This window comes from Streptomyces sp. NPDC005574 (assembly GCF_040605435.1).
Taxonomy (GTDB): domain Bacteria; phylum Actinomycetota; class Actinomycetes; order Streptomycetales; family Streptomycetaceae; genus Streptomyces.
The window spans coordinates 72,933-96,925 of the sequence record NZ_JBEXCW010000013.1 but is presented as its reverse complement, the minus strand read 5'-3'; the positions used below and the strand labels follow the sequence as shown (position 1 = coordinate 96,925).

General features: G+C 73.0%; 20 protein-coding genes and 1 pseudogene. 6 read left to right on the top strand and 15 right to left on the bottom strand.

The features are described 5' to 3' along the window. The first annotated feature begins 138 nt into the window (after nt 1-138). A complete protein-coding gene (locus tag ABZT03_RS12070) occupies nt 139-867 on the top strand; it encodes a FadR/GntR family transcriptional regulator (RefSeq protein ID WP_356037191.1) in 729 nt (242 codons plus the stop codon). A gap of 20 nt (nt 868-887) precedes the next feature. Here ABZT03_RS12070 and ABZT03_RS12065 read toward each other — a convergent pair. Next, a pseudogene (locus ABZT03_RS12065) lies at nt 888-1,148 on the bottom strand (glycosyl hydrolase-related protein); the annotation flags it as partial. 108 nt (nt 1,149-1,256) lie between these two features. Beyond that, nucleotides 1,257-3,608: an alpha-L-fucosidase gene (locus ABZT03_RS12060; RefSeq protein ID WP_356037189.1), complete on the bottom strand. Its 2,352-nt coding sequence runs from the start codon at nt 3,606-3,608 to the stop codon at nt 1,257-1,259. A 263-nt stretch (nt 3,609-3,871) separates the two neighbouring features. On the opposite strand from ABZT03_RS12060, the gene ABZT03_RS12055 reads away from it, so the two are divergent. Beyond that, nucleotides 3,872-5,215, top strand: coding sequence for an amidase family protein (locus tag ABZT03_RS12055; RefSeq protein WP_356037187.1), 1,344 nt, complete (start codon nt 3,872-3,874; stop codon nt 5,213-5,215). A gap of 285 nt (nt 5,216-5,500) precedes the next feature. Here the strand turns inward: ABZT03_RS12055 and ABZT03_RS12050 are convergent, their stop codons facing one another. Next, nucleotides 5,501-5,674, bottom strand: a complete 174-nt coding sequence (locus ABZT03_RS12050) for a hypothetical protein (protein WP_356037185.1) — start codon at nt 5,672-5,674, stop codon at nt 5,501-5,503. A 469-nt stretch (nt 5,675-6,143) separates the two neighbouring features. Here ABZT03_RS12050 and ABZT03_RS12045 point away from each other — a divergent pair, with 469 nt between their 5' ends. Both ABZT03_RS12045 and ABZT03_RS12040 read left to right on the top strand, forming a co-directional pair. Continuing rightward, entirely contained in the window at nt 6,144-6,596 is a 453-nt protein-coding gene (locus ABZT03_RS12045; protein ID WP_356037182.1) for a hypothetical protein, read from the top strand. Nucleotides 6,597-6,621: 25 nt separating this feature from the next. After that, complete coding sequence (locus ABZT03_RS12040; RefSeq protein ID WP_356037179.1) at nt 6,622-7,464, top strand: SDR family oxidoreductase; 843 nt, start codon at nt 6,622-6,624, stop codon at nt 7,462-7,464. 246 nt (nt 7,465-7,710) lie between these two features. Here the strand turns inward: ABZT03_RS12040 and ABZT03_RS12035 are convergent, their stop codons facing one another. From ABZT03_RS12035 to ABZT03_RS12015, 5 genes are all read right to left on the bottom strand, one after another. Beyond that, on the bottom strand, nt 7,711-9,186 hold the full coding sequence (locus ABZT03_RS12035) for an SDR family NAD(P)-dependent oxidoreductase (RefSeq protein WP_356037176.1): 1,476 nt from the start codon (nt 9,184-9,186) through the stop codon (nt 7,711-7,713). A 104-nt stretch (nt 9,187-9,290) separates the two neighbouring features. Beyond that, complete coding sequence (locus tag ABZT03_RS12030; RefSeq protein WP_356037174.1) at nt 9,291-10,610, bottom strand: wax ester/triacylglycerol synthase family O-acyltransferase; 1,320 nt, start codon at nt 10,608-10,610, stop codon at nt 9,291-9,293. Between the two features lie 169 nt (nt 10,611-10,779). Continuing rightward, nucleotides 10,780-12,000, bottom strand: coding sequence for a glucose-1-phosphate adenylyltransferase (gene glgC / locus ABZT03_RS12025; protein ID WP_356037171.1), 1,221 nt, complete (start codon nt 11,998-12,000; stop codon nt 10,780-10,782). 82 nt (nt 12,001-12,082) lie between these two features. Beyond that, nucleotides 12,083-13,234: a glycogen synthase gene (gene glgA / locus ABZT03_RS12020; RefSeq protein ID WP_356037168.1), complete on the bottom strand. Its 1,152-nt coding sequence runs from the start codon at nt 13,232-13,234 to the stop codon at nt 12,083-12,085. Between the two features lie 37 nt (nt 13,235-13,271). Beyond that, nucleotides 13,272-14,027 carry a (2Fe-2S)-binding protein gene (locus tag ABZT03_RS12015; RefSeq protein ID WP_356037322.1) on the bottom strand — a complete coding sequence of 252 codons (756 nt, stop codon included), beginning with the start codon at nt 14,025-14,027 and terminating at the stop codon, nt 13,272-13,274. Nucleotides 14,028-14,237: 210 nt separating this feature from the next. Between ABZT03_RS12015 and ABZT03_RS12010 the strand changes: the two genes are divergently transcribed. After that, nucleotides 14,238-15,563, top strand: coding sequence for a DMT family transporter (locus ABZT03_RS12010; RefSeq protein WP_356037166.1), 1,326 nt, complete (start codon nt 14,238-14,240; stop codon nt 15,561-15,563). Here the strand turns inward: ABZT03_RS12010 and ABZT03_RS12005 are convergent. Then, complete coding sequence (locus ABZT03_RS12005) at nt 15,553-16,830, bottom strand: transglycosylase family protein (RefSeq protein WP_356037163.1); 1,278 nt, start codon at nt 16,828-16,830, stop codon at nt 15,553-15,555. The genes ABZT03_RS12010 and ABZT03_RS12005 overlap by 11 nt on opposite strands. 303 nt (nt 16,831-17,133) lie before the next feature. On the opposite strand from ABZT03_RS12005, the gene gndA reads away from it, so the two are divergent. After that, complete coding sequence (gene gndA / locus ABZT03_RS12000) at nt 17,134-18,573, top strand: NADP-dependent phosphogluconate dehydrogenase (RefSeq protein ID WP_356037161.1); 1,440 nt, start codon at nt 17,134-17,136, stop codon at nt 18,571-18,573. 864 nt (nt 18,574-19,437) lie between these two features. Here the strand turns inward: gndA and ABZT03_RS11995 are convergent. From ABZT03_RS11995 to ABZT03_RS11970, 6 genes are all read right to left on the bottom strand, one after another. Continuing rightward, entirely contained in the window at nt 19,438-19,782 is a 345-nt protein-coding gene (locus ABZT03_RS11995; RefSeq protein WP_356037158.1) for a GNAT family N-acetyltransferase, read from the bottom strand. Nucleotides 19,783-19,854: 72 nt separating this feature from the next. Then, the gene (gene panD / locus ABZT03_RS11990; protein ID WP_356037155.1) at nt 19,855-20,274 is read right to left on the bottom strand and encodes an aspartate 1-decarboxylase; all 420 of its coding nucleotides are present in this window, start codon (nt 20,272-20,274) and stop codon (nt 19,855-19,857) included. Nucleotides 20,275-20,419: 145 nt separating this feature from the next. Next, nucleotides 20,420-20,593 (bottom strand): hypothetical protein, encoded by a 174-nt coding sequence (locus ABZT03_RS11985; RefSeq protein WP_356037153.1) that lies wholly within the window; start codon nt 20,591-20,593, stop codon nt 20,420-20,422. Between the two features lie 245 nt (nt 20,594-20,838). Further along, a complete protein-coding gene (locus ABZT03_RS11980; protein ID WP_356037150.1) occupies nt 20,839-21,498 on the bottom strand; it encodes a response regulator transcription factor in 660 nt (219 codons plus the stop codon). Continuing rightward, nucleotides 21,486-22,811, bottom strand: a complete 1,326-nt coding sequence (locus tag ABZT03_RS11975; protein ID WP_356037148.1) for a sensor domain-containing protein — start codon at nt 22,809-22,811, stop codon at nt 21,486-21,488. The genes ABZT03_RS11980 and ABZT03_RS11975 overlap by 13 nt, the downstream gene beginning before the upstream one ends. 613 nt (nt 22,812-23,424) lie before the next feature. Next, a complete protein-coding gene (locus ABZT03_RS11970) occupies nt 23,425-23,640 on the bottom strand; it encodes a DUF6243 family protein (RefSeq protein WP_356037146.1) in 216 nt (71 codons plus the stop codon). Nucleotides 23,641-23,993 lie beyond the last annotated feature (353 nt).

The window sequence follows — 23,993 nt, the reverse complement described above, 5'->3', positions numbered from 1 at the left end:
CGAGCAGATGACGGCATATTTATCAGACCACTTCCGTCGAACAACACCCTTCGACGGCAGATTTTCGCGATTTTCAGCAGTAGTGGTCCGACCACCTTGGCGGTTAGACTGCGGCGCACCGGCGACCGAAGGAGTGGCGTGGACGAGAACCTGGCCGGCGAGACACCGACCGGACCCGCTCCGCAGAAGGGCACCGTGACCCAGCGGGCCATCGACAGCATCAAGGCGCTGATCCGCGACGGCTCCCTCGAGCCGGGCCAGCGGCTGCCCACCGAACGCGACCTCGCCGCCCAGCTCGGCATCTCCCGCAGCTCGATGCGCGAGGCGATCCGCGCGCTCACCGTGCTGGGCGTGCTGGAGGCCCGGCACGGTTCGGGCATCTACGTGACCCAGCTGGAGGCCGGCGACCTGCTGGAGACCTTCGGGGTGGTGGCCGACCTGTCCCGCGGACCGCGGCTGGTGGAGCTCCTGGAGGTGCGCCGCATCCTGGAGTCGACGGCGACCGCGCTGGCCGCGGCGCGGATCACCCCGGACCAGCTGGCCGAGGTGGAGAAGCACCTGGCGGCGATGAACGCCACCGACGACCCGGAGGAGATCCTCGCGCACGACCTGGCCTTCCACCGCGAGATCGCGACGGCGGCCGGCAACGACACCATGGCCGCGATCCTGGACGGCCTCTCCTCGCGCACCTTCCGCGCCCGCGTGTGGCGCGGCTACCAGGAGGAGGGCGCGTTCGCCCGCACCCGCCGCGAGCACGCCGCGATCCACCGGGCCCTGGTGGCGCACGACCCGGAGGCGGCGCGCGCGGCGGCGGCCGCGCACGTCGGGGAGGTGGAGGAGTGGCTGCGGGCCCAGCTCGCGCCCTGAACCGGACCCGCGCCCCACGCTCAGGCCCGCTTCAGCCGCAGGGTCACCAGCTCGAACGGCCGTAGCCGTACGGCGATCCGGTCGCCCTCGACCCGCACCGCCTCCGCGTGGGGCAGCGGGCGCTCCAGCAGGTCGGTGACCTCGGCGCCGGCCACCGCGAACCCGGCGGTGAGGGTGGCGCGGGCCCGGCCGCCGTGGGCCTCGTGGAAGCGGACCACCACGTCTCCGGTGGCGTCGTCGGCGAGTTTGACCGCGGTGACGACGACGGCGTCCTGATCGACCGCGACCCCGTTCGGGGGGCGGGCCGAAGAGTTCGGGCGGGGACCGCGGCACCGGCACCCGCGCCCTCGTGCCGGCGCCGGCTGCCCGGCCCCCGCCCGCTCAGTCGCTCAGACCCGCCAGTCCACCTTGAACACCCACACGTACCGGCCCGCCTTCCGCGCCGCCTCGGGTACGTCGATGACCAGGGCCCCGTTGCGCACGGTCCACGTCAGTGGCCGGTCGTGGCCGAGCATGGTGACCTTGTCGCCGGCGCGGACGGGCACCGGCGCCTCGACGGTGAGCGTGGCGCCCGGCCGGACCAGGGAGTGGATGTAGAACGCCTCGTCCGGGCGGACGGTGAACCGCAGGTCCTCGCCGAGCTGCGCCGTCCGCGACCAGTAGGTGGTGTCGTAGATCGCCTCCCCGTTGGTCTTCAGCCAGCGGCCCGTCTCCCGCAGCCGGGTCTGCATGATCTCGGGGATGGTGCCGTCGGCGCGGGGGCCGATGTCGAGGAGGAAGTTGCCGTTCTTGGAGACGATGTCGACCAGGCTGTGCACGACCTCCTCGGCCGACATGTAGGCGTCGTCGGGCGTGGCCCGGTTCCAGCCGTAGCTGAACGGGTCGAGGCCGCGGCTGGCCTCCCACTTGGCGACGACCGTGTTGTCGTACGTCGTGTACTCGGGGGTCGTGAAGTCGTGGAAGCCGATGCCCGAGCGGTTGTTGACGGTGACGTCGACCGGACGGGCCCGGTTCTTGGCGTGGTTGAAGTACTCGGCGAGCACATGGAGGCTGTCGTTGGCGCCGCCGATGTCGCACCAGATGAGCTCGGGGTCGTACCCCTTGATCAGTTCCAGCATCTGCGGGGCCTGGTAGTCCTTCACGAAGTCCTTGCCCGCGGTGTACCCGGTGTACGGCACCGGCTCCCGGGTGTACGGGTTGCGGGGGGCGTGCCCCGACCACGGGCTGTCCGGGTTGAACCACTCGGGCATCGAGAAGTAGAGGCCGCGGTGGAGTTCGGGGGCGTAGCGGCGCGAGGCCTCGAACAGCTCCTTGACCAGGTCCCGGCGCGGGCCCATCTTGACCGAGTTGCGGTCGGAGACCTTGGTGTCCCACAGGGCGAAGCCCTCGTGGTGCTTGGAGGTGAGCACGTGGTACTGGGCGCCCGCGTCCCGGAACAGCTCGACCCAGGCGCGCGGGTCGAACCGCTTCGCGGTGAACTGCGGGATGAAGTCGTCGTAGGCGAAGTCCTCGCCGTACGTCTCGCGGTGGTAGGCGTACACCTCGTTGCCGGGGTCCTGGAGGTGGTTCCAGTACCACTCGGCGTACTGCTTGCCGACCGGCGACCAGGCGGGCACGGAGTAGACGCCCCAGTGGATGAAGATGCCGAACTTGGCGCCGTTGAACCAGTAGGGCGCCTGGTGGCCGGAGAGGGAGGACTCGGTCGGCTGGTAGTCGGCGGTGCCGAGGGTCAGCCTCCTGTTCTGCGCGGTGACCGCGCCGCCGCGTCCGGTGACCGTCACCGCGCCGTCGCGGGTGGTGCCGGGGGCGGTGCCCGCACGGTTGCGGATGCCGACGCGCACCCGGGCCTGCTCGCCCGGGTCGAGGCGGCGGACGCGGGCCGGCTCCACTGTCCGGGCACCGGGCACGTCGACCCGCACGGACACGGCGTCGTGGGCGAGCACGGCGACGGTGCCCGCGTTGACGACCGTGGCCTCGACGCTCTGGGCGCCGCTGGAGTCCAGGAGCGAGCTGGTGGAACGGGCGTCGCGCAGGGCCAGCGCCCGTCCCTGGGCGACGGGTTGCAGGGACAGCGCGAAGACGTGCAGCGCCGTCGAGTTCGCCTGCGCCGGTCCGACGGCGGGCAGGGTGATCGCGACGGCCTCTTGCCTCGGGTCGAGCCACACCTCCGAGGTCCCGATGCCGACGGTGTGCTCGTCCTTGGCGCCGGTCGGCGTGTAGCGGTACGGCGCGGACAGGGAGCCGCCCGCCGCGTACCAGTCGGCGCCGCCGAGTCCGGCGGTCGTGGTCGAGCCGTCCGCGTAGTGCACGGTGGCCTTGCCGGAGGCGTTGCCGTAGCTGCCCGCGGTGAGGAAGACGGCCGACAGGTAGCGGCCCGGGGGCAGCTCGATCCGCTGGCCCGCCGCCACGACGTTGTTCTTCGCGCCCGCCGCCGAGGACGGGAAGAGGAAGGGGACGCCGTCGACCTCGACCCGGCCCGCGGGGAGTTCCTCGCCCGGGAACGTGTAGCCCGAGCCGTCGAAGTCGCCGCCCCGCGCGGTGGCGGAGTCGATGGCGTCGTTGTCGTAGAGCGCGTCGAGCGGGACCGGCACGGGGTCGGGGACGGGAACCCACTGGCCGGCGGGGCCGCCCTCGGGTGCGGCGGCGTGCGCGCCGGTCGCGGAGACGAGCGGAAGGGCGGCGGCCGACACGGCGACACCGACCGCTGTTCCGAGGACCTGACGGCGTGGATACGAACCCATGAGCGGCTCCCATTCATCGGATGTCTGAATGATTGATTGGACATCAGGGCGTGTCAATGGGGCGGGACAGAAGTCGAGTTCGATGATTGGTCGGATGACCCGCGGGCAGGCAGGGGAAGGTCGGCCGGACCCGGCGGGAAGCGCGGGACCAGCGGCCCGTCCGTCCGGGGCGGGTGCTCTCGACGCGGGGCCCCGGCCCCGGGCACAGTGGCCCCACGTACTCGTCAGTACGCCCGCCGCTTCGCATCCCCCGAGGAGCCCGAGTGACCAACTGGGTCGGCCGGACCGCCGCCGAGATCGCCGCCGCCGTACGCGAGAAGCGGGCCACGCCCAGTGAGGTGGTCGCCGAGCACCTCGACCGGATCGAGCGGCTCGACGGCCGCGTCGGCGCCTTCCGCACGGTGCGGGCCGGGGCTGCGCTCGCCGAGGCCGAGGAGGTGGGCGTCCGGGGTGACCTGGCCGAACTCCCGCTCGCCGGCGTGCCCGTGGCCGTCAAGGACAACCTCGCGGTGCGCGGGGAGTCCACCCGGATCGGCTCCGCCGCGACCCCGGACACGCCCGCCGACGAGGACCACGTCACGGTGGCCCGGCTGCGAGCCGCCGGCGCGGTGGTGGTGGGGCTGACGAACGTGCCGGAGCTGTGCGTCTTCGGCACCACCGAGGGCGTGTACGGCACCGCCCGCAACCCCTGGGACACCTCCCGCACGGCCGGCGGCTCCTCGGGCGGCAGCGCGGCCGCGGTCGCCGCCGGCCTGGTGCCGATCGCGCTCGGCAACGACGGCATGGGCTCCCTGCGCATCCCCGCGGCCAACTGCGGTCTGGTCACCATCAAGCCGGGGCCCGGAGTGGTCCCGGCCGGGATCAGCGACGGCGACTGGTTCGGCATGTCGGAGAACGGGCCGCTGGCCACGACGGTCGAGGACGCGCGCCTGATGCTGTCGGTCCTCGCGGACACCGCCTTCCCGGCACCCCGGGAGGCCGCCGGCCACCGGATCGCCTTCTCGCTGCGCAGCCCGCTCACCGGGATCGTCGTCACCCGGCCGTATACGGCCGCCGTACGGGAGGCGGCGGGGCTGCTGATGCGGGCCGGGCACCAGGTCCGCCGCGCCGACCCGCCCTACCCGCAGTCGCTGAGCCTGACCTCGATGACGCACTGGACGGCGGGGACCTCGGTCGACGCGCGGCACCTGGACCCGCGGCTGCTGACGCGGCGCACCCGCGTCCACGCGGCCGTCGGCCGCCGCTTCGCGGACCGCGTGCGGACGGGCAGGGCGCGCGAGGAGCTGCGCCGCCGCCTGGAGCCGTTCTTCGCCGAGTACGACGTACTGCTCATGCCGGCGCTGGCCCGCCGCTCCCCCAAGGCCGGCCCGTGGCACGAGCGGGGCTGGCTGCGCAACGTCCTGGCCAACAGCAACTACTCCCCCATGACCCCGCCGTGGAACCTCACCGGCTGGCCCGCGATGTCGGTCCCGTTCGGCACCCTGCCCTCCGGCGCCCCCGGGGCGGTGCAGCTGGTGGCGCGGCCGGGGTCGGAGGCGGAACTGCTGGCGGTGGCGGAGCAGTTGGAGAGGGCCCGTCCGTGGCAGCGGACGGCACCCCTGGACTGAACGCGGGTCGGGGGCCCGGAGCGCCCGGTGCGCGAGGGCGGAGGTGACGACGGCCCCGGTGTCGCCCTCGACGGCGTACACCGCTTTCGCGGGGCCCACACACGGGGACCGGGCCGCCTCCTCGGAGGTGTCCCGGTCCCGGGTGCGGCTCCCGTCCGCGGCGACGATCCGGCGTCGGAAAGACCGGATCCGAGGCCCGTCGGCGGCCTCGGCTTCTTCGATCGGCATGGGCGTGGGTCCGGCACGCCCATGCGGTCGGCGATCGCGAAGGTTCCTGCCGGTGGGTCAGTCCACGCTGGGCAGGATGTGGGGCTCGGCGAGGTCCTCCTCGTAGCCCGCCAGGCGGATGGGGGCGGACCGGGCCCACACGTCCAGGCTGCCGAGCTCGCCTGGCCGGCGGCCTGCGCGCTCCGTGCGTTCCTTGGGGCGCTGATCGCGATTCGTCTTCTCCGGTGTCACCGCGCACTCCTTATGTGTCGGGTCACCCTCGGGGCACGCCGCCAGTCTGCGATCCGGCTCCCGGCGCCCGCTCGGGTCTCAGTGGAAACAGTTCGGACGCGGTGGCGCCGGGACCTCGTGCGAGAGCAGGCCGCTGTGAACCGGCTGTCCCATGACGGACCGTGGGTGTGGGTAGAACCCTTTGCTGCTGTCCGTCGGCTACAGATTAACCAAATGAGCGGGGGTCCGCTCGATGGGGCTGAAAACAAAGGGTAACTATCGCAAGTCGCCCCGCATACAGCGCTACTGAGTCTGCACCTGTTTGTAACTCGATGTGCGATTTAGCCTCACTCGTTCGGCCTACAAGGCCGAAAACACCTCCGAGCCGGGACCGCCGGGGCCGAGCAGTTCAGGTCCCGTTGGCCGGATCGCAAGGAGCGGATGGTCTGCTGTCGGACGGCAAGGGCTCGGCCGGCGGGAGGACTGGCGCATGGAGCTGCGCGGTGTCGAGGAGCTGATGGACCTGCTGCACGCCTGCCGGCCCGCACCGGCCGGGCCGGCCCCCGGGCACGGCCGGGCCGATCCGCACCAGCACGCGCTGCGGACCGCCGCGCTGCTGCGCCGCGCCCGCCCCGCCGACAAGGAACTCCAGCTGGCGGGTCTGGTGCGGGCCGCCGGCCCCCTTCTGCGGCCGGGTGACGCGCCCGCCCAGCGCGACCACGCGGCCGACGCGGTACGCCCCCTGCTCGGCGAACGGGTCGCCGGCCTCGTCCGCGGGTACGCCCGCTCCGCCGCGGGCCCGGCCGACGACGATCTGCTGCGGCTGCGCCTGGCCGAGGAGGAGGCCCGCACCGCCGCGTTCGACGCCGGTGTCCTGGAGGACTGGCGCACGGTGCTGGAACTGGTCGCGGCACGGAACTCGCCGCTGAGGGCTGTCGATTGACGGTCCGTCATGAGACGGTACGGCGATGACGGCGACCACCCCGCACCACGCGCTGCAGGGCAGGGCCGCGGTCGTCACCGGCGCCACCCGGGGTATCGGGCTGGCCGTGGCGCGGGAGTTGACGGCGGCGGGGGCGCTGGTGTGCGTGACCGCGCGGGACGCCGGCGACGTACGGCGGACGGCCGGGGAGCTGGGCGGCATCGGGCTCGCGGGCAGCGTCGCCGACCCGGCCCACCTGTCCGCGGTGACAGAGCTGGCGCTGCGCGAGTTCGGCCGGATCGACGTGATCGTCAACAACGCGGCGACGAACCGGCCCTACGGACCGCTCATGGACGCCGACCCGGACGCCTGGCGTGAGGCGTTCACCGTCAACGTCGAGGCCGCGCTGCGGCTCGTGCAGTGCGCGTGGCGGTCGTGGATGGGCCGGCACGGCGGCACGGTGGTCAACGTCTGCACCGAGGGCGCGGAACACGTCGGGCCGCACGTCGGCGCGTACGGCACCAGCAAGGCGGCCCTGCTGCACCTGACCCGGCAGCTCGCGGGCGAGCTCGCGCCGAGGGTGCGGGTCAACTCCGTCTCTCCCGGCCTGGTCCGCACCGAGATGGCGCGGTTCGTGTGGGAGCGGGACGAGAAGGGGGTGGCGGCCGGACTGCCGCTCGGGCGGATCGGCGAACCCGAGGACGTGGCCCGGGCCGTGACCTGGCTGGCGTCCGACGCCGCCGGGTGGATCACCGGCGCGGACCTGCTGGTGGACGGCGGCACCCGGGTGCGGGCGGCGAGCGGCACCGGCGCGTACGCGGTGCACGAGCGGCTGCGCTCTGCGAGGCCACCCGGCACCGGCACGGCAGGCTGGGGCGGACCGGACTGAACACGGGCGGGCGGGCGGCCGGTTCGGCGCCCTCGAAAGAGGCGGAGCGCAGGGTGCCCGAGATCGAGGTGGTCGCGCGACCGCCCTCCACAAGGGCGACGGGCCCACGGGTGGACCCGCTTGGAGTCGAACCAGGAAGTAAGCGTGACCGGCGCACCGGGCACCCCGGCGTTCCGGTCCCACCGTAGGCCGGGCGGGCCTGGGCGGACCACCGGATTTACGCCCGCCCAGGCCCGCGCCCGGCGGCTACCACTTGCCGGGCGCGTAGTCCTTCAGGAAGACGCCGAACAGGTCCTCGCCCTCCTCGCCGCGCACGATCGGGTCGTAGACGCGGGCCGCGCCGTCCACCAGGTCGAGCGGGGCGTGGAAGCCGGCCTCGGCGAGGCGGAGCTTGTCGGGGTGCGGGCGCTCGTCGGTGATCCAGCCGGTGTCGACCGCCGTCATCAGGATGCCGTCCTTCTCGAACATCTCCTGCGCGCTGGTGCGGGTCAGCATGTTCAGGGCGGCCTTGGCCATGTTGGTGTGCGGGTGGCCGGCCCCCTTGTAGCCGCGGTTGAAGACGCCCTCCATCGCGGACACGTTCACGATGTACGTCCGTCGGGCCTCGGCCGCCGCCATCGACGCCCGCAGCCGGCTGATGAGGATGAAGGGGGCCGTGGAGTTGCAGAGCTGGACCTCCAGCAGCTCGACCGGCGTGACCTCCTCCACCGCCTGGATCCAGCTGTTGGTGTCGTGCAGGTCGGGCACGAGCCCGCCGGCGTCGATCGCGGTACCGGCCGCGATCCGCTCCAGGGAGGCGGAGCCCGACACCAGGGCCAGGTCCGTCACGTCCTGCGCGGTGAGCGCTCCGCCGCCCGCCACCGGGAGGGCGGCGACCGCGCCGGAGCCGAAGGTGCCGATCACCTCGGCGGCGGGCAGTTCACCGGCCGGCAGCGGCGCGGACTCGGCGGTGAGGAGCTCGCCGTAGGCCTGCGGGGAGCGCCGTACCGTCTGCGCCGCGTTGTTGATCAGGATGTCCAGCGGGCCGGCGGCGGCGACCGAGTCGGCGAGCGCGACGACCTGCGCCGGGTCCCGCAGGTCGATGCCGACGATCTTCAGGCGGTGGATCCAGTCGGCGCTGTCGGGCTGCGCCTTGAAGCGGCGGATCGCGTCGTTGGGGAAACGCGTGGTGATGGTGGTGTGGGCGCCGTCGCGCAGCAGCCGCAGCGCGATGTACATGCCGATCTTGGCGCGGCCGCCGGTGAGCAGCGCGCGCTTGCCGGTGAGGTCGGTGCGGGCGTCGCGGCGGGCGCGGTTGTCGGCGGCGCAGTTCTGGCAGAGCTGGTGGTAGAAGTAGTCGACCTCGACGTAGCGGGCCTTGCAGGTGTAGCAGGAGCGGGGGCGCTGGAGTATCCCGGCGATCTGGCCCTGCTCGGTGACCGACGAGGGCAGGATGCCCTCGGTCTCGTCGTCGATGCGCTGCGCGGAGCCGGTCGCGGTGGACTCCGTGACGGCCTTGTCGTGCGCGGTCTTCGCGGCCCGGCGCTCCTGGCGGCGGCGCTGCTTGACGGTCCGGTAGATGCCCGCGGTGGCCCGGCGCACGGCGACGGCGTCGGGGTGGTCGACGTCGAGCTCGTCGAGTTCCGCGAGCACGTCGAGGCACAGGGCGAGCCGCTCGGGGTCGATGCCGGGCCCGTAGACGATCTCGTCCGTGGTCGCCGGGCCGTTGTCTGTCACCGTCATGGCCGCTGCCGTTTCCTGGGTCTCCCGCCGCGTGCTCCGAGCGAGCCCGCTTTCGAACGGGGCATTCTACGGAGCGTCGGGCCCGACCGCCAAAACCGCGGTGATCACGGGCCGCAGGCGGTGATCAGCGCCTCGACCTCCTCGGACACCGCGCGGGCGAACCGGTCGAGATCGGGAACGGCCTCGGCGTCGGCGACCAGCCCGTAGTGGACGCTGCCGCGATACGTCGAGATCGCGACCGCCAGGGACTGGCCGCGGGCCAGCGGGGCGAACGGATAGACCTCGGTGACCGGGTTGCCGCCGAGCTTCAGGCCGAGGCTGGGCAGCGGCACGCTGGTGACCAGGATGTCGAACCAGAGCCGGGCGGCCTGTCCGACCAGGGGGCCGCCGAGCCGGTGGCCGAGGGCCGGCACGTGGTCGGCGAGCAGGGCGACGGCGCCCGCGCCCCGGTTGGGGCCGGCGTCCTTCTTGCGGTCCATGGCGCTGCGGACCGTACGCAGCCGGCTGAGCGGGTCGGGGTCGTGGACGGGCAGCCTCATCAGGTAGCCGGAGAGCCGGTTGCCCTGCGGGTGCGCGCTGCGCGGGCGGCGCTTGGAGACGGGGATCAGGGCGCGGGGCGCCACGCCCTCGCTGCCGTCACCGCGTTCGTCGAGCCAGCGGCGCAGCGCGCCCGCGACGACCGCGATCAGCACGTCGTTGACCGTGCCGCCGACGGTCTTGCGGACCAGGTGCACGTCGTCGAGGTCGACGACCACTCCGGCGGTACGGCGGGTGCCCGTGGACTCGGCGGTCAGCGCGGGTGAGGAGCGCACGGCCACCCCGGACAGGGCGACGGAGGCGCCGATGTCGAGGGCGCGGCCCACGTCGGAGAGGGCACCGCGCAGCAGCCCGGGCAGTCTGCGGACGTCGGGCACCAGAGCGCGCGGCGGCTCCTGCGGCCGGGGACGCGGCGGGGGCATGTCGATCGGGTCCATCACGGCGGCGGCGAGGGCCAGCGCGCGCAGTCCGTCGGCCAGCGCGTGGTGGAACTTGAAGAGGACGGCGAAGGACTCGCCGTCCTCCCCGGGCAGCACATGGGCCTCCCACGGCGGCCGGTCGCGTTCCAGCGGGCGTTCCATGAGCCGGCCGGCGACCTCGTGGAAGTCGGCGGCGGGGGCGTGCAGCCGGACGTGGTGCAGGGGGTCGAAGCCGGCGTCGGGCTCGCGGGTGGCGCTGCCGAAGGACAGCGGCTGCCAGACGTCCCGGATGCGCATCCGCAGTCCGGGCACGGCCGCGGCACGGGCGGCGAGCAGGTCGGCCGCGTGCGCACCCGCGGTCGGCGAGTGCGCGGTGAAGACGCCGAGGGCGGCCAGGTGCATCGGGTGCAGGTCGGACTCGATGTTCCAGAACGCCAGGTCGAGGGGAGCGAGCTGGTCGGAAGTCAATGGCTTGCCTCGCGTCGACGACGGGTGGGCAAGCAGTCAATCGCCCTCAGGCGATTACGGTCAAGTACGATCAGGCTACGCTCAGTTAACAGCAGATTAAGCGGCGGCTTCCCGGCCCCTTCCACCACACCGGCGTCAGGGGCCTCGGACACCCGCCGGAAGGCCGTGATCAGGGCACTCGCTGGCCCTTGCCGAGCGCGATGACCCCGCCCTTGGACACCGTGTACAGCTCGGCGTCCCGCTCCGGATTCACCCCGATCGTCGCACCCGGAGGGACCTCGACGTTCTTGTCGAGGACGGCTCCGCGCACCACCGCGCCCCGCCCGATGTGGACGTTGTCGTGCAGCACCGAGCCCTGGACGACCGCGCCCGGGTCGACCAGGACGCCCGGGGAGAGCACCGAACGGCTGACCTGCCCGCGGATCAGGCAGCCCGCGCTGATGATCGACTCGCTGGCGATGCCACCGGCGTTGAAACGGGCCGGGGACAGCTGGCCCGAGTGGGTGTAGATGGGCCACTGGCGGTTGTACAGGTTGAACGCGGGGCGCTCGGCGATCAGGTCCATGTGGGCGTCGTAGTACGCGTCGAGGGTGCCGACGTCACGCCAGTAGCCCTGGTCCCGGGTGGTCTCGCCGGGCACGTGGTTGGCGCTGAAGTCGTAGAGCTGGGCCTCACCGCGGTCGGTCAGCTGGGGCAGGATCGAACCACCCATGTCGTGCACGGAGGCCGGGTCCTCGGCGTCCCGCTGGAGGGCCTCGATCAGGGCCTTGGTGGTGAAGATGTAGTTGCCCATCGAGGCGAAGACGCACTCGGGGTCGCCCGTCAGTCCGGGCGGGTCGGCGGGCTTCTCCAGGAAGCGCTCGACCGTCTGGCCGTCCGAGCCGGGACTGATCACCCCGAAGGACGACGACTCCGAGCGGGGCACCCGGATGCCCGCCACCGTCACGCCGGCGCCGCTCTCGATGTGCTGCGCGAGCATCTGGCGCGGGTCCATGCGGTAGACGTGGTCGGCGCCGAAGACTGCGACGTACTCGGGCCGCTCGTCGTAGATGAGGTTCAGCGACTGCAGGATGGCGTCCGCGCTGCCCAGATACCAGCGCGGGCCGAGCCGCTGCTGGGCGGGCACGGGGGTGATGTAGTTGCCGAGCAGGCTGGACATCCGCCAGGTCGTGGTGATGTGCCGGTCCAGCGAGTGCGACTTGTACTGCGTGAGCACGCACAGCCGCAGGATGTCGGCGTTCACCAGGTTGGACAGGACGAAGTCGACGAGCCGGTACGTGCCGCCGAAGGTGACCGCCGGTTTGGCACGGTCAGCCGTCAGCGGCATCAGACGTTTGCCCTCTCCGCCCGCCAGCACGATTCCGAGCACCGACGGTCCACCACGACGCATGGCCGCTCCCCTCATCCTCGTTGCTGCATGACTGCCCCTGAGCAGGGGGGTCTACGCCTGTCCGTGACACACCTCGTCGCACTCACGCCGATTTGAGGGTGTCCTCGTAGAGCCGGACCGTGCGCCGGGCGACCGCGTCCCAGCCGAACTCGCCCACCGCGCGCTCCCGGCCCGCCTCACCCATCCGGCGGGCGCCCTCGGGATCACCGATCACCGAGTCCAGCGCCCGCGCCAGCCCGGCCTCGAAATCGTCGTCCACCGGCACCAGCAGTCCGGTCCTGCCGTCGTCGACGACCTCCGGGATGCCACCGACCCGGGACGCCACGACGGGTGTCCCGCAGGCCATCGCCTCCAGGTTGACGATGCCCAGTGGCTCGTACACCGAGGGGCAGACGAACGCGGCGGCGTGTGTGAGGAGCTGGATCACCTCGGGGCGGGGCAGCATCTGCGGGATCCAGTGCACCCCCGCGCGGTGCCGGCTCAGCTCCTCGAAGAGTTCGCGGAACTCCCGGTCGATCTCGGGCGTGTCGGGCGCGCCCGCGCACAGCACCACCTGCGCCGCGGGGTCGATGTCCCGCACCGCGCGCAGCAGGTGGGGCACGCCCTTCTGGCGGGTGATGCGGCCGACGAACAGGATGTACGGGCGGTCGGTGTCGAGGCCGATCCGGCGCAGCACGTCGGTGCCGTGGTCGGGCTGGTACAGGCCGGTGTCGATGCCGTTGTGCACGACGTGGACCCGGCCCGGATCGAGCCCCGGGTAGCAGGTCAGGATGTCCTCGCGCATCGCCCCGGACACGGCCACGACCGCGTCCGCGGTCTCGATCGCGGTGCGCTCGGCCCAGCTCGACAGCGCGTACCCGCCGCCGAGCTGCTCGGCCTTCCAGGGGCGCAGCGGCTCCAGGGAGTGGGCGGTCATCACGTGGGGGATGCCGTACAGGAGTTTGCCGAGGTGGCCGGCGAGGTTGGCGTACCAGGTGTGGGAGTGCACGAGCTCGCGGCCCTCCAGGGCGGCGGTCATCGCCAGGTCCACGGAGAAGGTGCGCAACGCGTCGTTGGCGGTGTCGAGAGCCGGCCAGGACCGGTGCCGCCGCACGCCGTCCGTGCGGCCCTCGCCCCAGCAGTGCACGTCCAGGTCGACGAGCGAGCGAAGTTCCCTGGCGAGGAACTCGACATGGACACCCGCGCCGCCGTACACGTCCGGCGGATACTCCCGGGTCAGCAGGCCCACTCGCACCCAATACCCCCTGTTGAAGCGGCTTGTTCTTCCATGGTCACCCAGATGCGGCGTGCGGGGAAGGGCCCGGGGGCCGTGTGAAGCAACAGTCCCCGCACACGCCACCACCTGGTACCCGGTAATAGAGGCAGCAACTGCGCCGTCCGAAGGAGGTGCCGGTGAGGGTGCCGGCGCCGGCCAGCAGGGGGTGGGCGAGGATCCGTTCGGTCAGGTCGCGGGTGCGGGCGGCCGTCTCGCCGTCTCCCTCCGCCCGCGCCCAGCGCTCCAGCTGCCCGGCGGCGCCCGCCAGCGCGGAGGCCGCGTTGCCCCGCAGCAGACCCGGCGCGATCCGGTGGCGGTCCCGCAGCGCGGCCGACAGCGGCTCAAGGTGCCCGTGCAGGACGGCGTCGGCCACGTCCGCCGCGTCCCCGGGCCGCCACCTCACCTCCGGCAGCCACAGGTCGTCGGGCGCGCCGGCGTCGGGGTTCCAGCGCAGCGTCTCGGGGTCGAGGTCGGGGAGCCGCCCGTACAGGACGGAGCAGCCGAGCGCGACCGACCACAGGCGCGACGCCAGCCCCAGCTGGGCCACCGAGGCCGCGATCCGCGTCTCGGGTGCCCGCAGGGCCGCCTCGACCTTCCTGACCCGGAAAATCAGGGAATTTTTGTAAACATCCGACGAACGATTCGCGTAGGCGTCCGCGAGGGACGGCAGCGGTGAACGCGGGGCTCCTGCCGTCCGTAGGAGGAAGAAGTCACCGAGCGGCCGCAGCGCCGCGAGTCGGGGGTCGAGGTCCACGAGGGGCAGTAGTACCAGGGCGAGTAGGGGTCTCCCCCAGGGGGTGCCCACCCTGTGTCACCCACCCTGGGGAGGACGGCGGCCCCGGCCTACTCCATCGGCAGTAGGACCCATTGCCTGCTCAGGTACGACGACGGGAAGACTTTTAAGCGGCATCGTGTTGCCTATGAAAGCCGACCGTTCGCCGCGCCGGGCCCCGTGCCCGCGCCTGACGCAGAGGAGCACCTCGTGAATGCCCTCGCGTTGTCCGTGCTGCTGTCGCTCGTGTCCGCCGTCGCCTACGCCGGCGGAGCGATCGTGCAGGAGCAGGTCGCGGTGTCCTCCCCCGGCGAGCAGTTCGCGCCGCTGCGCCGCCCCGTGTGGTGGGCCGCGGTCGCGCTGAACGGCCTCGGCGGTCTGCTGCACGTCGTGGCGCTCGCCTACGGCCCGCTGAGCCTGGTGCAGCCGCTCGGCGCGCTGACCATCGTCTTCGCGCTGCCCATGGCGGCCCTGTTCGTGGGCCGCAGGGCGGGCGCGACCGCCTGGCGCGGCGCGATCATGGCGACGGTCGGCCTGGCCGGTCTGCTCTCCCTCGTCGGCACGTCCGACGCGCAGTCGCTCAGCACCACCCAGCGGCTGTTCGCGGGCCTGGTCACCGGCGGCGCGGTCGTCGCCCTGATGATCGCGGGCCGGGCCGCGCACCGGCACCCGGCGGTGCGCAGCGTGCTGCTCGCCACCGCGTCCGGCATAGCGTTCGGCATGTCCTCGGTGTTCACCAAGACGGTCGCCGTCGACTGGACCGGCGGCGTGACGGCGGCCGACGTGCCGTCCCTGGCCGTCATCGGCGTGCTGGCCACGGCTGGCATGCTGCTGTCGCAGGCGTCCTACCGGGGCGCCGGACTCGCCGCGCCGCTCGCCACGCTCACGGTCGTGAACCCGGTGGTGGCGGCCGCGGTCGGCATCACGATGTTCGGCGAAACCTTCCGCTACGGCACCACGGGCACCGCGCTGGCCCTGAGCTGCGGCGTGGTGGCGGCGGGCGGTCTGATCCTGCTCACCACGGAACGGCTGGCCCGGACACCCCACGAGGCGTCCCCGGAGCCGGCCACGGCGACGGCCGAACCGGTCGCGGCCACGCGGGCCGTGCCCGCGCCGCTCGCTCCCGCGCCGGTCGTACCGCTCGCGCCTGCGCCGGTCACGGTTGTACCGGTCGTGCCGGTCACCGTCGCACCGCTCGCGTCCCCACCGCTCGTATCGGCGGCGGCCGTATCCGCACCGGCCCCGCCCTCGCCGGCCGTCGTCGCCTCGGTCGGGGGGCCGGTGGCCGCGCCCGCAGGGGGCCGGCCGCTGCCCGCGCAGTCGCCGGCGCCGCTCCCTGGGGCGTCGCGGGAGGTGGCGTCGGTCAGGGACGTCCTGGTGCCCACCCCGATCCCGGCCCCCGCCGCGGAGTCGGCGTACGAGGATCCGGAGCCCGCCGGCTCGGGCGGGTTCCCGATCCTGTCGTACGGCCCGTTCTACGGCGCGTTCGTGCCCATGCCGGTGCTCGACCGGCACCGCATGCGTGTCAAATCCTGACGCCGCCGGCCCGGAGGTAGGCGACCGGGTCGATGTCCGAGCCGAAGCCGGGCCCCGTCCGCACCTCGAAGTGCAGATGCGGGCCCGAGCTGTTTCCCGTGGTCCCCGAACGCCCCAGGCGCTGGCCGCCGCCCACGGGCTGGCCGGACTTCACCGAGATCGCCGACAGGTGGGCGTACTGGGTGTAGCGGCCGTCGGCGTGCCGGATCACGACCTCGTAGCCGAAGGAACCGGCCCAGCCCGCGCTGACCACCCGGCCGTCGGCCACCGCCTTCACGGACGTGCCGGTGGGGACGGGGAAGTCGACGCCGGTGTGGTAGCCCTTCGACCAGGAGGAACCGGTCGCGTGGTACGGCGTCCCCATGGCGGCGCCGACGGGGGCGACCATGGTGTGGCCGGTCGAGGCCGGCCGGGCGCTGTCCGAGGACTCCTTCTTCCGGGCCTTCCGGACCGGTTCGTGCTTCGGCGTCTCGTGCTTGGCCGCGTGGTGCTTCGCGCTCTCGTGCTTCGCCGTCCCGGGCTTCGCCGTCTCGTGCTTCGCGGGCGCGCCGCCCGCGGCGGCCCTCGCCCGCAGGTCCAGCCGCTGGCCCGGCAGGATCAGGTCGGGGTCCGTCCCGATGGTCCTGCGGTTGGCGGCGTACAGCCCCTGCCAGCCGCCCCGGACCTGTTCCTCGCCGGCGATGCCGGAGAGGGTGTCGCCGCGGACCACCGTGTACATCTCGGCTGTGCCCGCGCGGGACTGGGGCGTGCTGTGCGCCCGTACGTCCTCCACGGACGTGGCGGCCTTCTTGGCGGTCGCCTGCTTCGCGGCCGTCCGCTCGACGGCCTGCCGGTGCGCTCCCGCCGGCCGGCCGGTGCCGCCGTCGGGATGGACACCGGGGGTGGTGCCGCCCCGGGTCAGCCCGGCCCGCACCGAGCAGACCGGCCAGGCGCCGGGGCCCTGGCCGTCCAGCACCTTCTCGGCCACGGCGATCTGCTGGTCCCTGGTGGCCAGGTCCGCGCGGGCGGCGTACCGCGTGCCGCCGTAGGCCTCCCAGGTCGATCGGGTGAACTGCAGGCCGCCGTAGTAGCCGTTGCCGGTGTTGATGCTCCAGTTGCCGCTCGACTCGCACGCGGCGACCTTGTTCCAGGTGTCCACGTCGGCCGCCTGGGCGGCTCCGGCACCGATGAGCGGGATCGCCATCCCGGCGCCGCCCGCCGTGACGGTGAGTGAGGCGCGGTTGATCCTGTTCGGCTGATACCGGCGGTGCCGGCCGCGTACGGCCATGGGAAGCCCCCTCGACATGCGTCAGGAGGGCCAAAAGTAAACGCCCCGAACAGGCCATGACAAGGCGGCAATCAGCCGCCCCGCACATCAACTGACCGGGAATCAACCCCGGTTGTGCGACGGCTGAGGAAGGTGGGGCCTTCCGTGCGTATCTGCGTAGGCAACGTACGCACTCTCGAACACCCCGGACGTGCGGCCGGCCTACCGGCAAGTCAGGATGGTCGCAACGGCGATACCGACCATACTGACGAGACCGACAGCCCGACCGGCACCACGATCCAGGATCCTTAGGAGCCAAACCGTATGAGCACTTCAGCCCAGATCGGCGTCACGGGACTCGCGGTCATGGGCCGCAACCTCGCCCGCAACTTCGCGCGCAACGGCTACGCGGTCGCTCTGCACAACCGGACAGCGGCGCGCACGCACGCCCTGGTGGAGGAGTTCGGGCACGAGGGCGACTTCGTCGCGGCCGAGACCGCCAAGGAGTTCGTGGCGGCCCTCGAACGCCCCCGCCGCCTGGTGATCATGGTGAAGGCCGGCGAGCCGACCGACGCGGTGATCCAGGAGTTCGCCCCGCTCCTCGAACCGGGCGACATGATCATCGACGGTGGCAACGCGCACTTCGCGGACACCCGGCGCCGGGAGCGCGAACTGCGCGAGCAGGGCATCCACTTCGTCGGCATGGGCGTCTCCGGCGGCGAGGAGGGCGCGCTGCACGGGCCGAGCATCATGCCGGGCGGCCCCCGCGAGTCGTACGACTCCCTGGGCCCCATGCTGGAGAAGATCTCCGCGAAGGCGGCGGACGGCGCCCCCTGTGTCACGCACGTGGGTCCGGACGGCGCCGGGCACTTCGTGAAGATGGTCCACAACGGCATCGAGTACGCCGACATGCAGCTGATCGGTGAGGCGTACCAGTTGCTGCGTGACGTGGCCGGCTACTCGCCCGCGCAGATCGCGGACATCTTCCGCACCTGGAACACGGGACGGCTCGACTCGTACCTGATCGAGATCACGGCCGAGGTGCTGTCCCACGTGGACGAGGCCACCGGCAAGCCCTTCGTGGACGTGGTGGTGGACCAGGCGGAGCAGAAGGGCACCGGCCGCTGGACCGTGCAGATCGCCCTCGACCTCGGCGTGCCGGTGTCGGGCATCGCGGAGGCGGTGTTCGCCCGCTCGCTGTCCGGACACGCCTCGCTGCGCGAGGCCTCGCGGGAGCTGGCCGGCCCCAGGGCCACGCCACTGAGCGAGTCGGAGGCCGGCGCGTTCGCCGACCGCGTCGAGCAGGCGCTGTACGCCTCGAAGATCGTGTCCTACACGCAGGGCTTCCACGAGATCGCGGCGGGCAGCGAGGAGTACGACTGGGACATCGACCTGGGCGCCGTCTCCGCGCTGTGGCGCGGCGGCTGCATCATCCGGGCGGCGTTCCTTGACCGCATCCGCGCCGCCTACGGCACCCGCCCCGACCTGCCGAGCCTGCTGTCGGACGACACGTTCGCCCAGGAGATCGGCGCGGCCCAGGACGACTGGCGCGAGGTCCTCGTCGCCGCCACCCGCCAGGGCGTCGCCACCCCGGGCTTCGCCGCCGCACTCGCCTACTACGACGCCCTGCGCGCCGACCGCCTGCCCGCCGCGCTCACCCAGGGCCAGCGGGACTTCTTCGGCGCGCACACCTACCGGCGCACCGACCGCGACGGCTCGTTCCACACGCTGTGGGGCGGAGACCGCTCGGAGGTGTCGGCGTAGGGACCACCGTTGGGACCCGGGGCTCGGTGCTCTGAGGTCCGAGGTCCGAGGTCCGAGGAGACGACGAAGCGGTGGGCGGCCGGGAGGCCGCCCACCGCTTCGTCGTGTGTCGGGTCGGGGGAGTCCGCGGTGTACCGGGGAGCTGTGCCGGTTCAGGACAGCGGGGGCTCCGGATGGGGGTCCGGTACCGGTCCCGGGCCCGGCGGGATCGGCGACGGGGAGGGCTCGGGCCCCGGGACCGGGCCGGGCGCGGGCGGCGCCGGGTCCGGGGTGGGGACCGGCCCGGGGGCCGGAGGCGCCGGGTCCGGAGTAGGCGTGGGTCCGGGGGCCGGGGGTGAGGGGGTCGGGGGTGAGGGGGTCGGAGCGGGGTCGGGGTACGGCTGCGGGAGGTCGGGGTCGGGGCCCGGCGTGGGTACCGGCCCGGGTCCCGGGGTCGGGCCGGGATGCACGGGGTCGGAATACGGGTTCGTCATGGCGTCCTCCAGCCAGTCGGTCCACAAACGGCTCTGGACTACTCCCCCGCGTACCCGACGACAGGCCCCGCACTCACCCTCGGGCGTGAGGGCAGAGGCCCAAGTGGGCCTATGGGCACGGGGTCGGCCGTAGGGAACAGCCCCTGCGTCAGGACTGGCCGGCCATGCGCGGCCCCGGTGTCGGACCGGCCGGGACAGCGCGAGGCCCGGCGGCGGACCCGGTCGGCCTCGCGGGCCCCGGCGCCTGACCGGCCGGCCTCGCGCGGCCCCGGCGACCGACCGACGGCCTCGCGCGGCCGGCGTCAGACCAACTGGCCTCAGGCAACCAGCGTCAGACTGGTCTCGCGCGGCCCGGGGCGCCGGAACGGCCGGCCTCGCGGGCGGTCGTGCCTCAGAACCGGTCCGGGTGGTCGGCCAGCCATGCCTTCGCCGCGCGCCGCAGCTCCGGGTCGGATGCGGGCGCCTCCTCCGGGTGGCGCTCGGCCCACTTCACGACGTAGGGGCACAGGGGGGCGACGACGATCCCCTCGCGCTGCGCGATGCCGTACAGCTCGCGTGCCAGCGAACCGGCGATGCCCTTGCCCTCGTGGGCCGGCTCGACGATCGTGTGGACGGGTACGAGCGCGCGCTCGGGGGCTTCGAGGACGAAGTACTCGATACGGCCGACCACTTCGCCGCCGGCGACCGCCTCCAGGCGGCCCGCCGCCCGGTCGTCACGGATCTCGATGTCGCTCATGGGCACGCTCCTGGTCCGAAAGTCGTCCGTGGACCCACGGGTCCGTGGGTCCACGGGTCGTGGGCGCGCGGCTCAGGCCGGTACGGCCTGCGGGCTGCGCTCCTGGTCCGAGCCCGGCACCGGCTCGGACGGGTCGGCCCCGAGAGCCACGACACGGTTGTCGCCGTCCACGTGCACGACCCGGGGTTCGAACGCCCGCGCCTCGGCGTCGGTCACCTGAGCGTAACTGATGATGATCACCAGATCGCCGGAGTGTACGAGATGGGCGGCCGCACCGTTGATGCCGACGACACCGGAGCCCCGCTCGCCCTCGATGACGTAGGTCTCCAGACGGGCCCCGTTGGTGATGTCGACGATGTGCACGAGCTCACCCGGCAGCAGATCGGCGGCGTCGAGCAGATCGGCGTCGATGGTGACGGACCCGACGTAATGCAGGTCGGCCTGGGTGACCGTGGCACGGTGGATCTTGGACTTGAACAGAGTACGCAGCACTTTGGACTCCTCGAAGACGGCTCCCCGCCGGCTCTGCAGGTCAGGGGCGCCGTTCACTGTACATCGGCACGCCTTCGAGCCGAAGACCTTCAACCACGTCGTGGGCCGTGACGGGAGGCTTCTCACGAGGTGGGTGAGGTGAGGGTCAGGGGGTGCCCAGGTAGGTGGTGGCCTCGATGTCGTGGAGGTGGATGAGGATGTCGTGGGCCCTGCCGAGTGCGGCCGTGTATCGCGTGGGGTCGGGCCACCCCGCGCCGATGTTCCAGGTGGCACGTTCCGTGTCCAGCCAAGCGCGTGCCGCCTTGGGGGCCGTGCGCATGTCGAGAGGACGTCTTGGTGCTGCTCGCGATGCGGAACCGGTCACCGGGGCGTGCCCACTCCCCGGTGACCTCGTCGGCCACCCCACCGGTCGCGGACCGGGTGCCGCGCGGCCCCGTTGTGTACCGACAGGCCGCGACCTGCCACGACCAGCCACGACCGGGCAGGGGATCGGAGGGCACTCGCCGCGAGACAGGCGCCGACGGAGCATGTACGAGCAGTGGACACACAGTTGGTGACGGGACGTCAGGAGTGGCGGCGTGCGTCGTCGAGGTAGCGCAGGACCGCCGCGACCCGCCGGTCCACCTGGTCGGCGGGAGACAGGTCGAGCTTGGCGAAGATGCTGCGGATGTGCTTGTGGACGGCGCCCTCGGTGACCACCAGCCGCTCCCCGATGGCACTGTTGCCCAGTCCCTCCGCCATGAGAGCGAGCACGTCGCGCTCGCGCGGGCTGAGCCGCTCCAGACGGGTGTCCTGCCGACTGCGGGTGAAGAGCTGCGCCACGACCTCCGGGTCGATGGCCGTGCCGCCGCCCGCCACCCGGCCCAGCGCGTCCAGGAACTCCTCGACCCGCCCGATCCGCTCCTTGAGCAGATAGCCCAGCCCCGTGACCCCGCCGACCAGCAACTCCGTGGCGAACGACTGCTCGACGTACGCCGACAGGACGAGAACTGCCAGATCCGGCCGCCGCCGCCGGGCCTCGACCGCCGCGACGATCCCCTCGTCGGTGTGGGTCGGCGGCATCCGTACGTCGAGGATGGCGACGTCCGGCTTGTGGATGTCGATGGCGTCGAGGACACCGTCGGCGGTGCCGGCCGTGGCCACCACGTCCAAGTCCTCGGCACGCAGCAGGAGCGCGAGCCCCTCCCGCAGCAGCGGGTCGTCCTCGGCGATCACAATCCGCATGGCAGTTCCACCTTGAGAGTCGTCGGGCCGCCGGGCGGGCTGGCCAGTTCGAGGGTCCCGTCGTGGGCGGCGATCCGGTTGCGGATGCCGGCGAGCCCGGACCCGCCGGCCTCGTCGGCCCCGCCCCGGCCGTCGTCGGTGATGTCCAGGTACAGCAGGCCGCCCCGGCTGCGGACCGTGACCGACGCCTGCCGGGCCCCGCTGTGCTTGGCGACGTTCGTCAGCGTCTCCGCGACCACGAAGTAGGCGGTCGCCTCCACCGACGCCGCGCACCGCTCGGGTGCCTCGACGTCGATCCGGCAGGGCACCGGGCAACTCGCGGCGAGCCCGCTCAGCGCGCCGGCGAGGCCCCGGTCGGCCAGTACGGGCGGCAGGATGCCCCGGGCGACCGAACGCAGCTCCGAGAGGGCCTGCTCGGCGGCGCTCTGGGCTCGTTCGAGGAGTTCCTCGGCGCCCGCCGGGTCGCGGGCCACCATACGGCGGGCGGCGCCGAGCAGCACGGTGACGGTGACGAGCCGGTTCTGCGTACCGTCGTGCAACGAGCGTTCTATGCGCCGCAGTTCGGTCGCGTGGGCGTCCAGGGCGGCGGCCCTGGTGGCGGTGAGTTCCGCGACGCGCAGGGAAAGGTCGGTGTCGGGTCCGGCCGCGAGGAGCGTGCGTCCCGGGCGGGCCTGGAGCCGCGCCATCCCTGGGGAGAGGCCCAGGATGATGGCGGTCCAGCCGAGCCCGAGGAGGCCGGCGGCGAGCGCGTCGGCCCAGGTCGCCGCGACCCCGATGCCCAGGGACGTGCTGGTCGCGCCCTCCGGCAGCAGGCGCCAGTACAGCGGGAAGGCGACATCGCGCACCGCCAGTACCGGGAGCAGTGCGCCGCACAGCCCCAGGAACAGGCCCAGCGATGAATGGCGGACCAGCCAGCGCAGCTCGCGCCGGGTGGTCGCATCGACGAGGGCGAGCCGCAGCGGGGTCGGCGCCGGGGCCGGGCCGATGACTTCGGGGCCGCGGCGCCCGAGCCGTCGGCGTTCGCGGCCGGCGAGGGCGTGCAGGGCGCGCAGGACGGCCGGGGTCATGAGCAGTCCGACGCCCGCCAGGGACAGTACGGCGGTCACTGCTGAGCAGATCAGGACGAGGAGCGCGAGCAGGGCCGTACCGAGTCCGCCGACGAGTTCCCCGAGCGCGGCCCCGGCCGCGTTGGCCGCCCGCACCGCCCCGACCCCGGCCCCGATCCCGACCCCGGGCCGCTTCGCCCCCCGGTCCTCGCCGGACAGGGCGGACTCGTCCTCGGTGCGTCCGTCGTGCCGGCTGGAGATCGGCATGCGTCCACTCCCTCTCCGCGCCCGACAACCCCGTCACAGCCACCGGTTGGCAGAACGGTTCACCGTCGATGAGGAGCGTAGAGGTACAGCCTGCTGTACCCCCACTCGGGCTGCCGGCGGGGTCGGCCGCCCGAGGCCCCGGTCCATGGTCTCGGTGGCACGCGGTGACATTTCCTTGCCCAGTTGCCGCCCCACCGCGTTCAGCACCGCCGTCGCCTCCGGCTGCCTTCTACCCGGACAGTGTCGGCGGCCAGATCCCCCACGCCTTAGTAGGAGCAGTGGTAGCGCACAGGCCGCGGATCGGGGCCCGCGGAAAAGCCTCCGCAGCGAATCGAACTCCGTCGAGAGGTCATCCTCCACACCCGCGACCGCCGCGCGCACCGCCGCCGCGCGCACCCTCACGGCGCGTACTCCCAGCGCACGGCCCACGTTCATGCCAGCGGTTGCCCGCCCGATCAGATTCCGGGCCGCGGGGAAACGGGGGTGCGGTAAGTCTGCGAGCCGGGCGGCGTGACAGTCGAACGGGACCGGTGCCCGGGTATGGGGCAGGGCCCGGACCGCGGGTCGCGGTCCGGGCCCTGCCCCATGCGGTGCCGCCTGCGGCGGCGGTGCGTCAGTTCTGTGCGGTGTCGTCGCCCGTCTGGCCGGCGCCCTCCGCTGCGCCTGCCTTCTCGCGCATCTTGCGCACCAGCTCCGCCTTCTGGTCGGCGGCGCCCTGGCGGTCGAGGTTGCGGTGCGGACCGTTGTCCTGCCGTTCGGCGCGGGACAGCTTCTTGCGCTTGCCGCCGCCCATGCCCACGGGGTTGTTGATGTTCTTGCTCACGGTCACGGGTTCTCCCGGTAATGATGTGAAGTGATCTACGGATTCATCGGTGGGGGACGGGCGGCGACGTCGAAGGACGTCAGCGGGGGCCCGTCACGCTCTCACTCGTAAATCGGCGTCTGGAAGAACATGACCACGACGGTACCCCGTTCCGTCGGCCCAGCATGCCAAGTTTCCGTCGCCCCAGGTCAGCGGTCCTGCGGCGAGCGCCGGGGTCAGCCCTCTCGGCCGTGCCCGGGAACGATGATGGATGACAGCGAGTGGCCTTCCCCCGATGCGGGACAGGGCTTACGCGGCGAAAGCATGAGTCTTGCCGTCCCGCAGGACGCCCTTCACCTCCGACGGCGGCGCCCATGAAC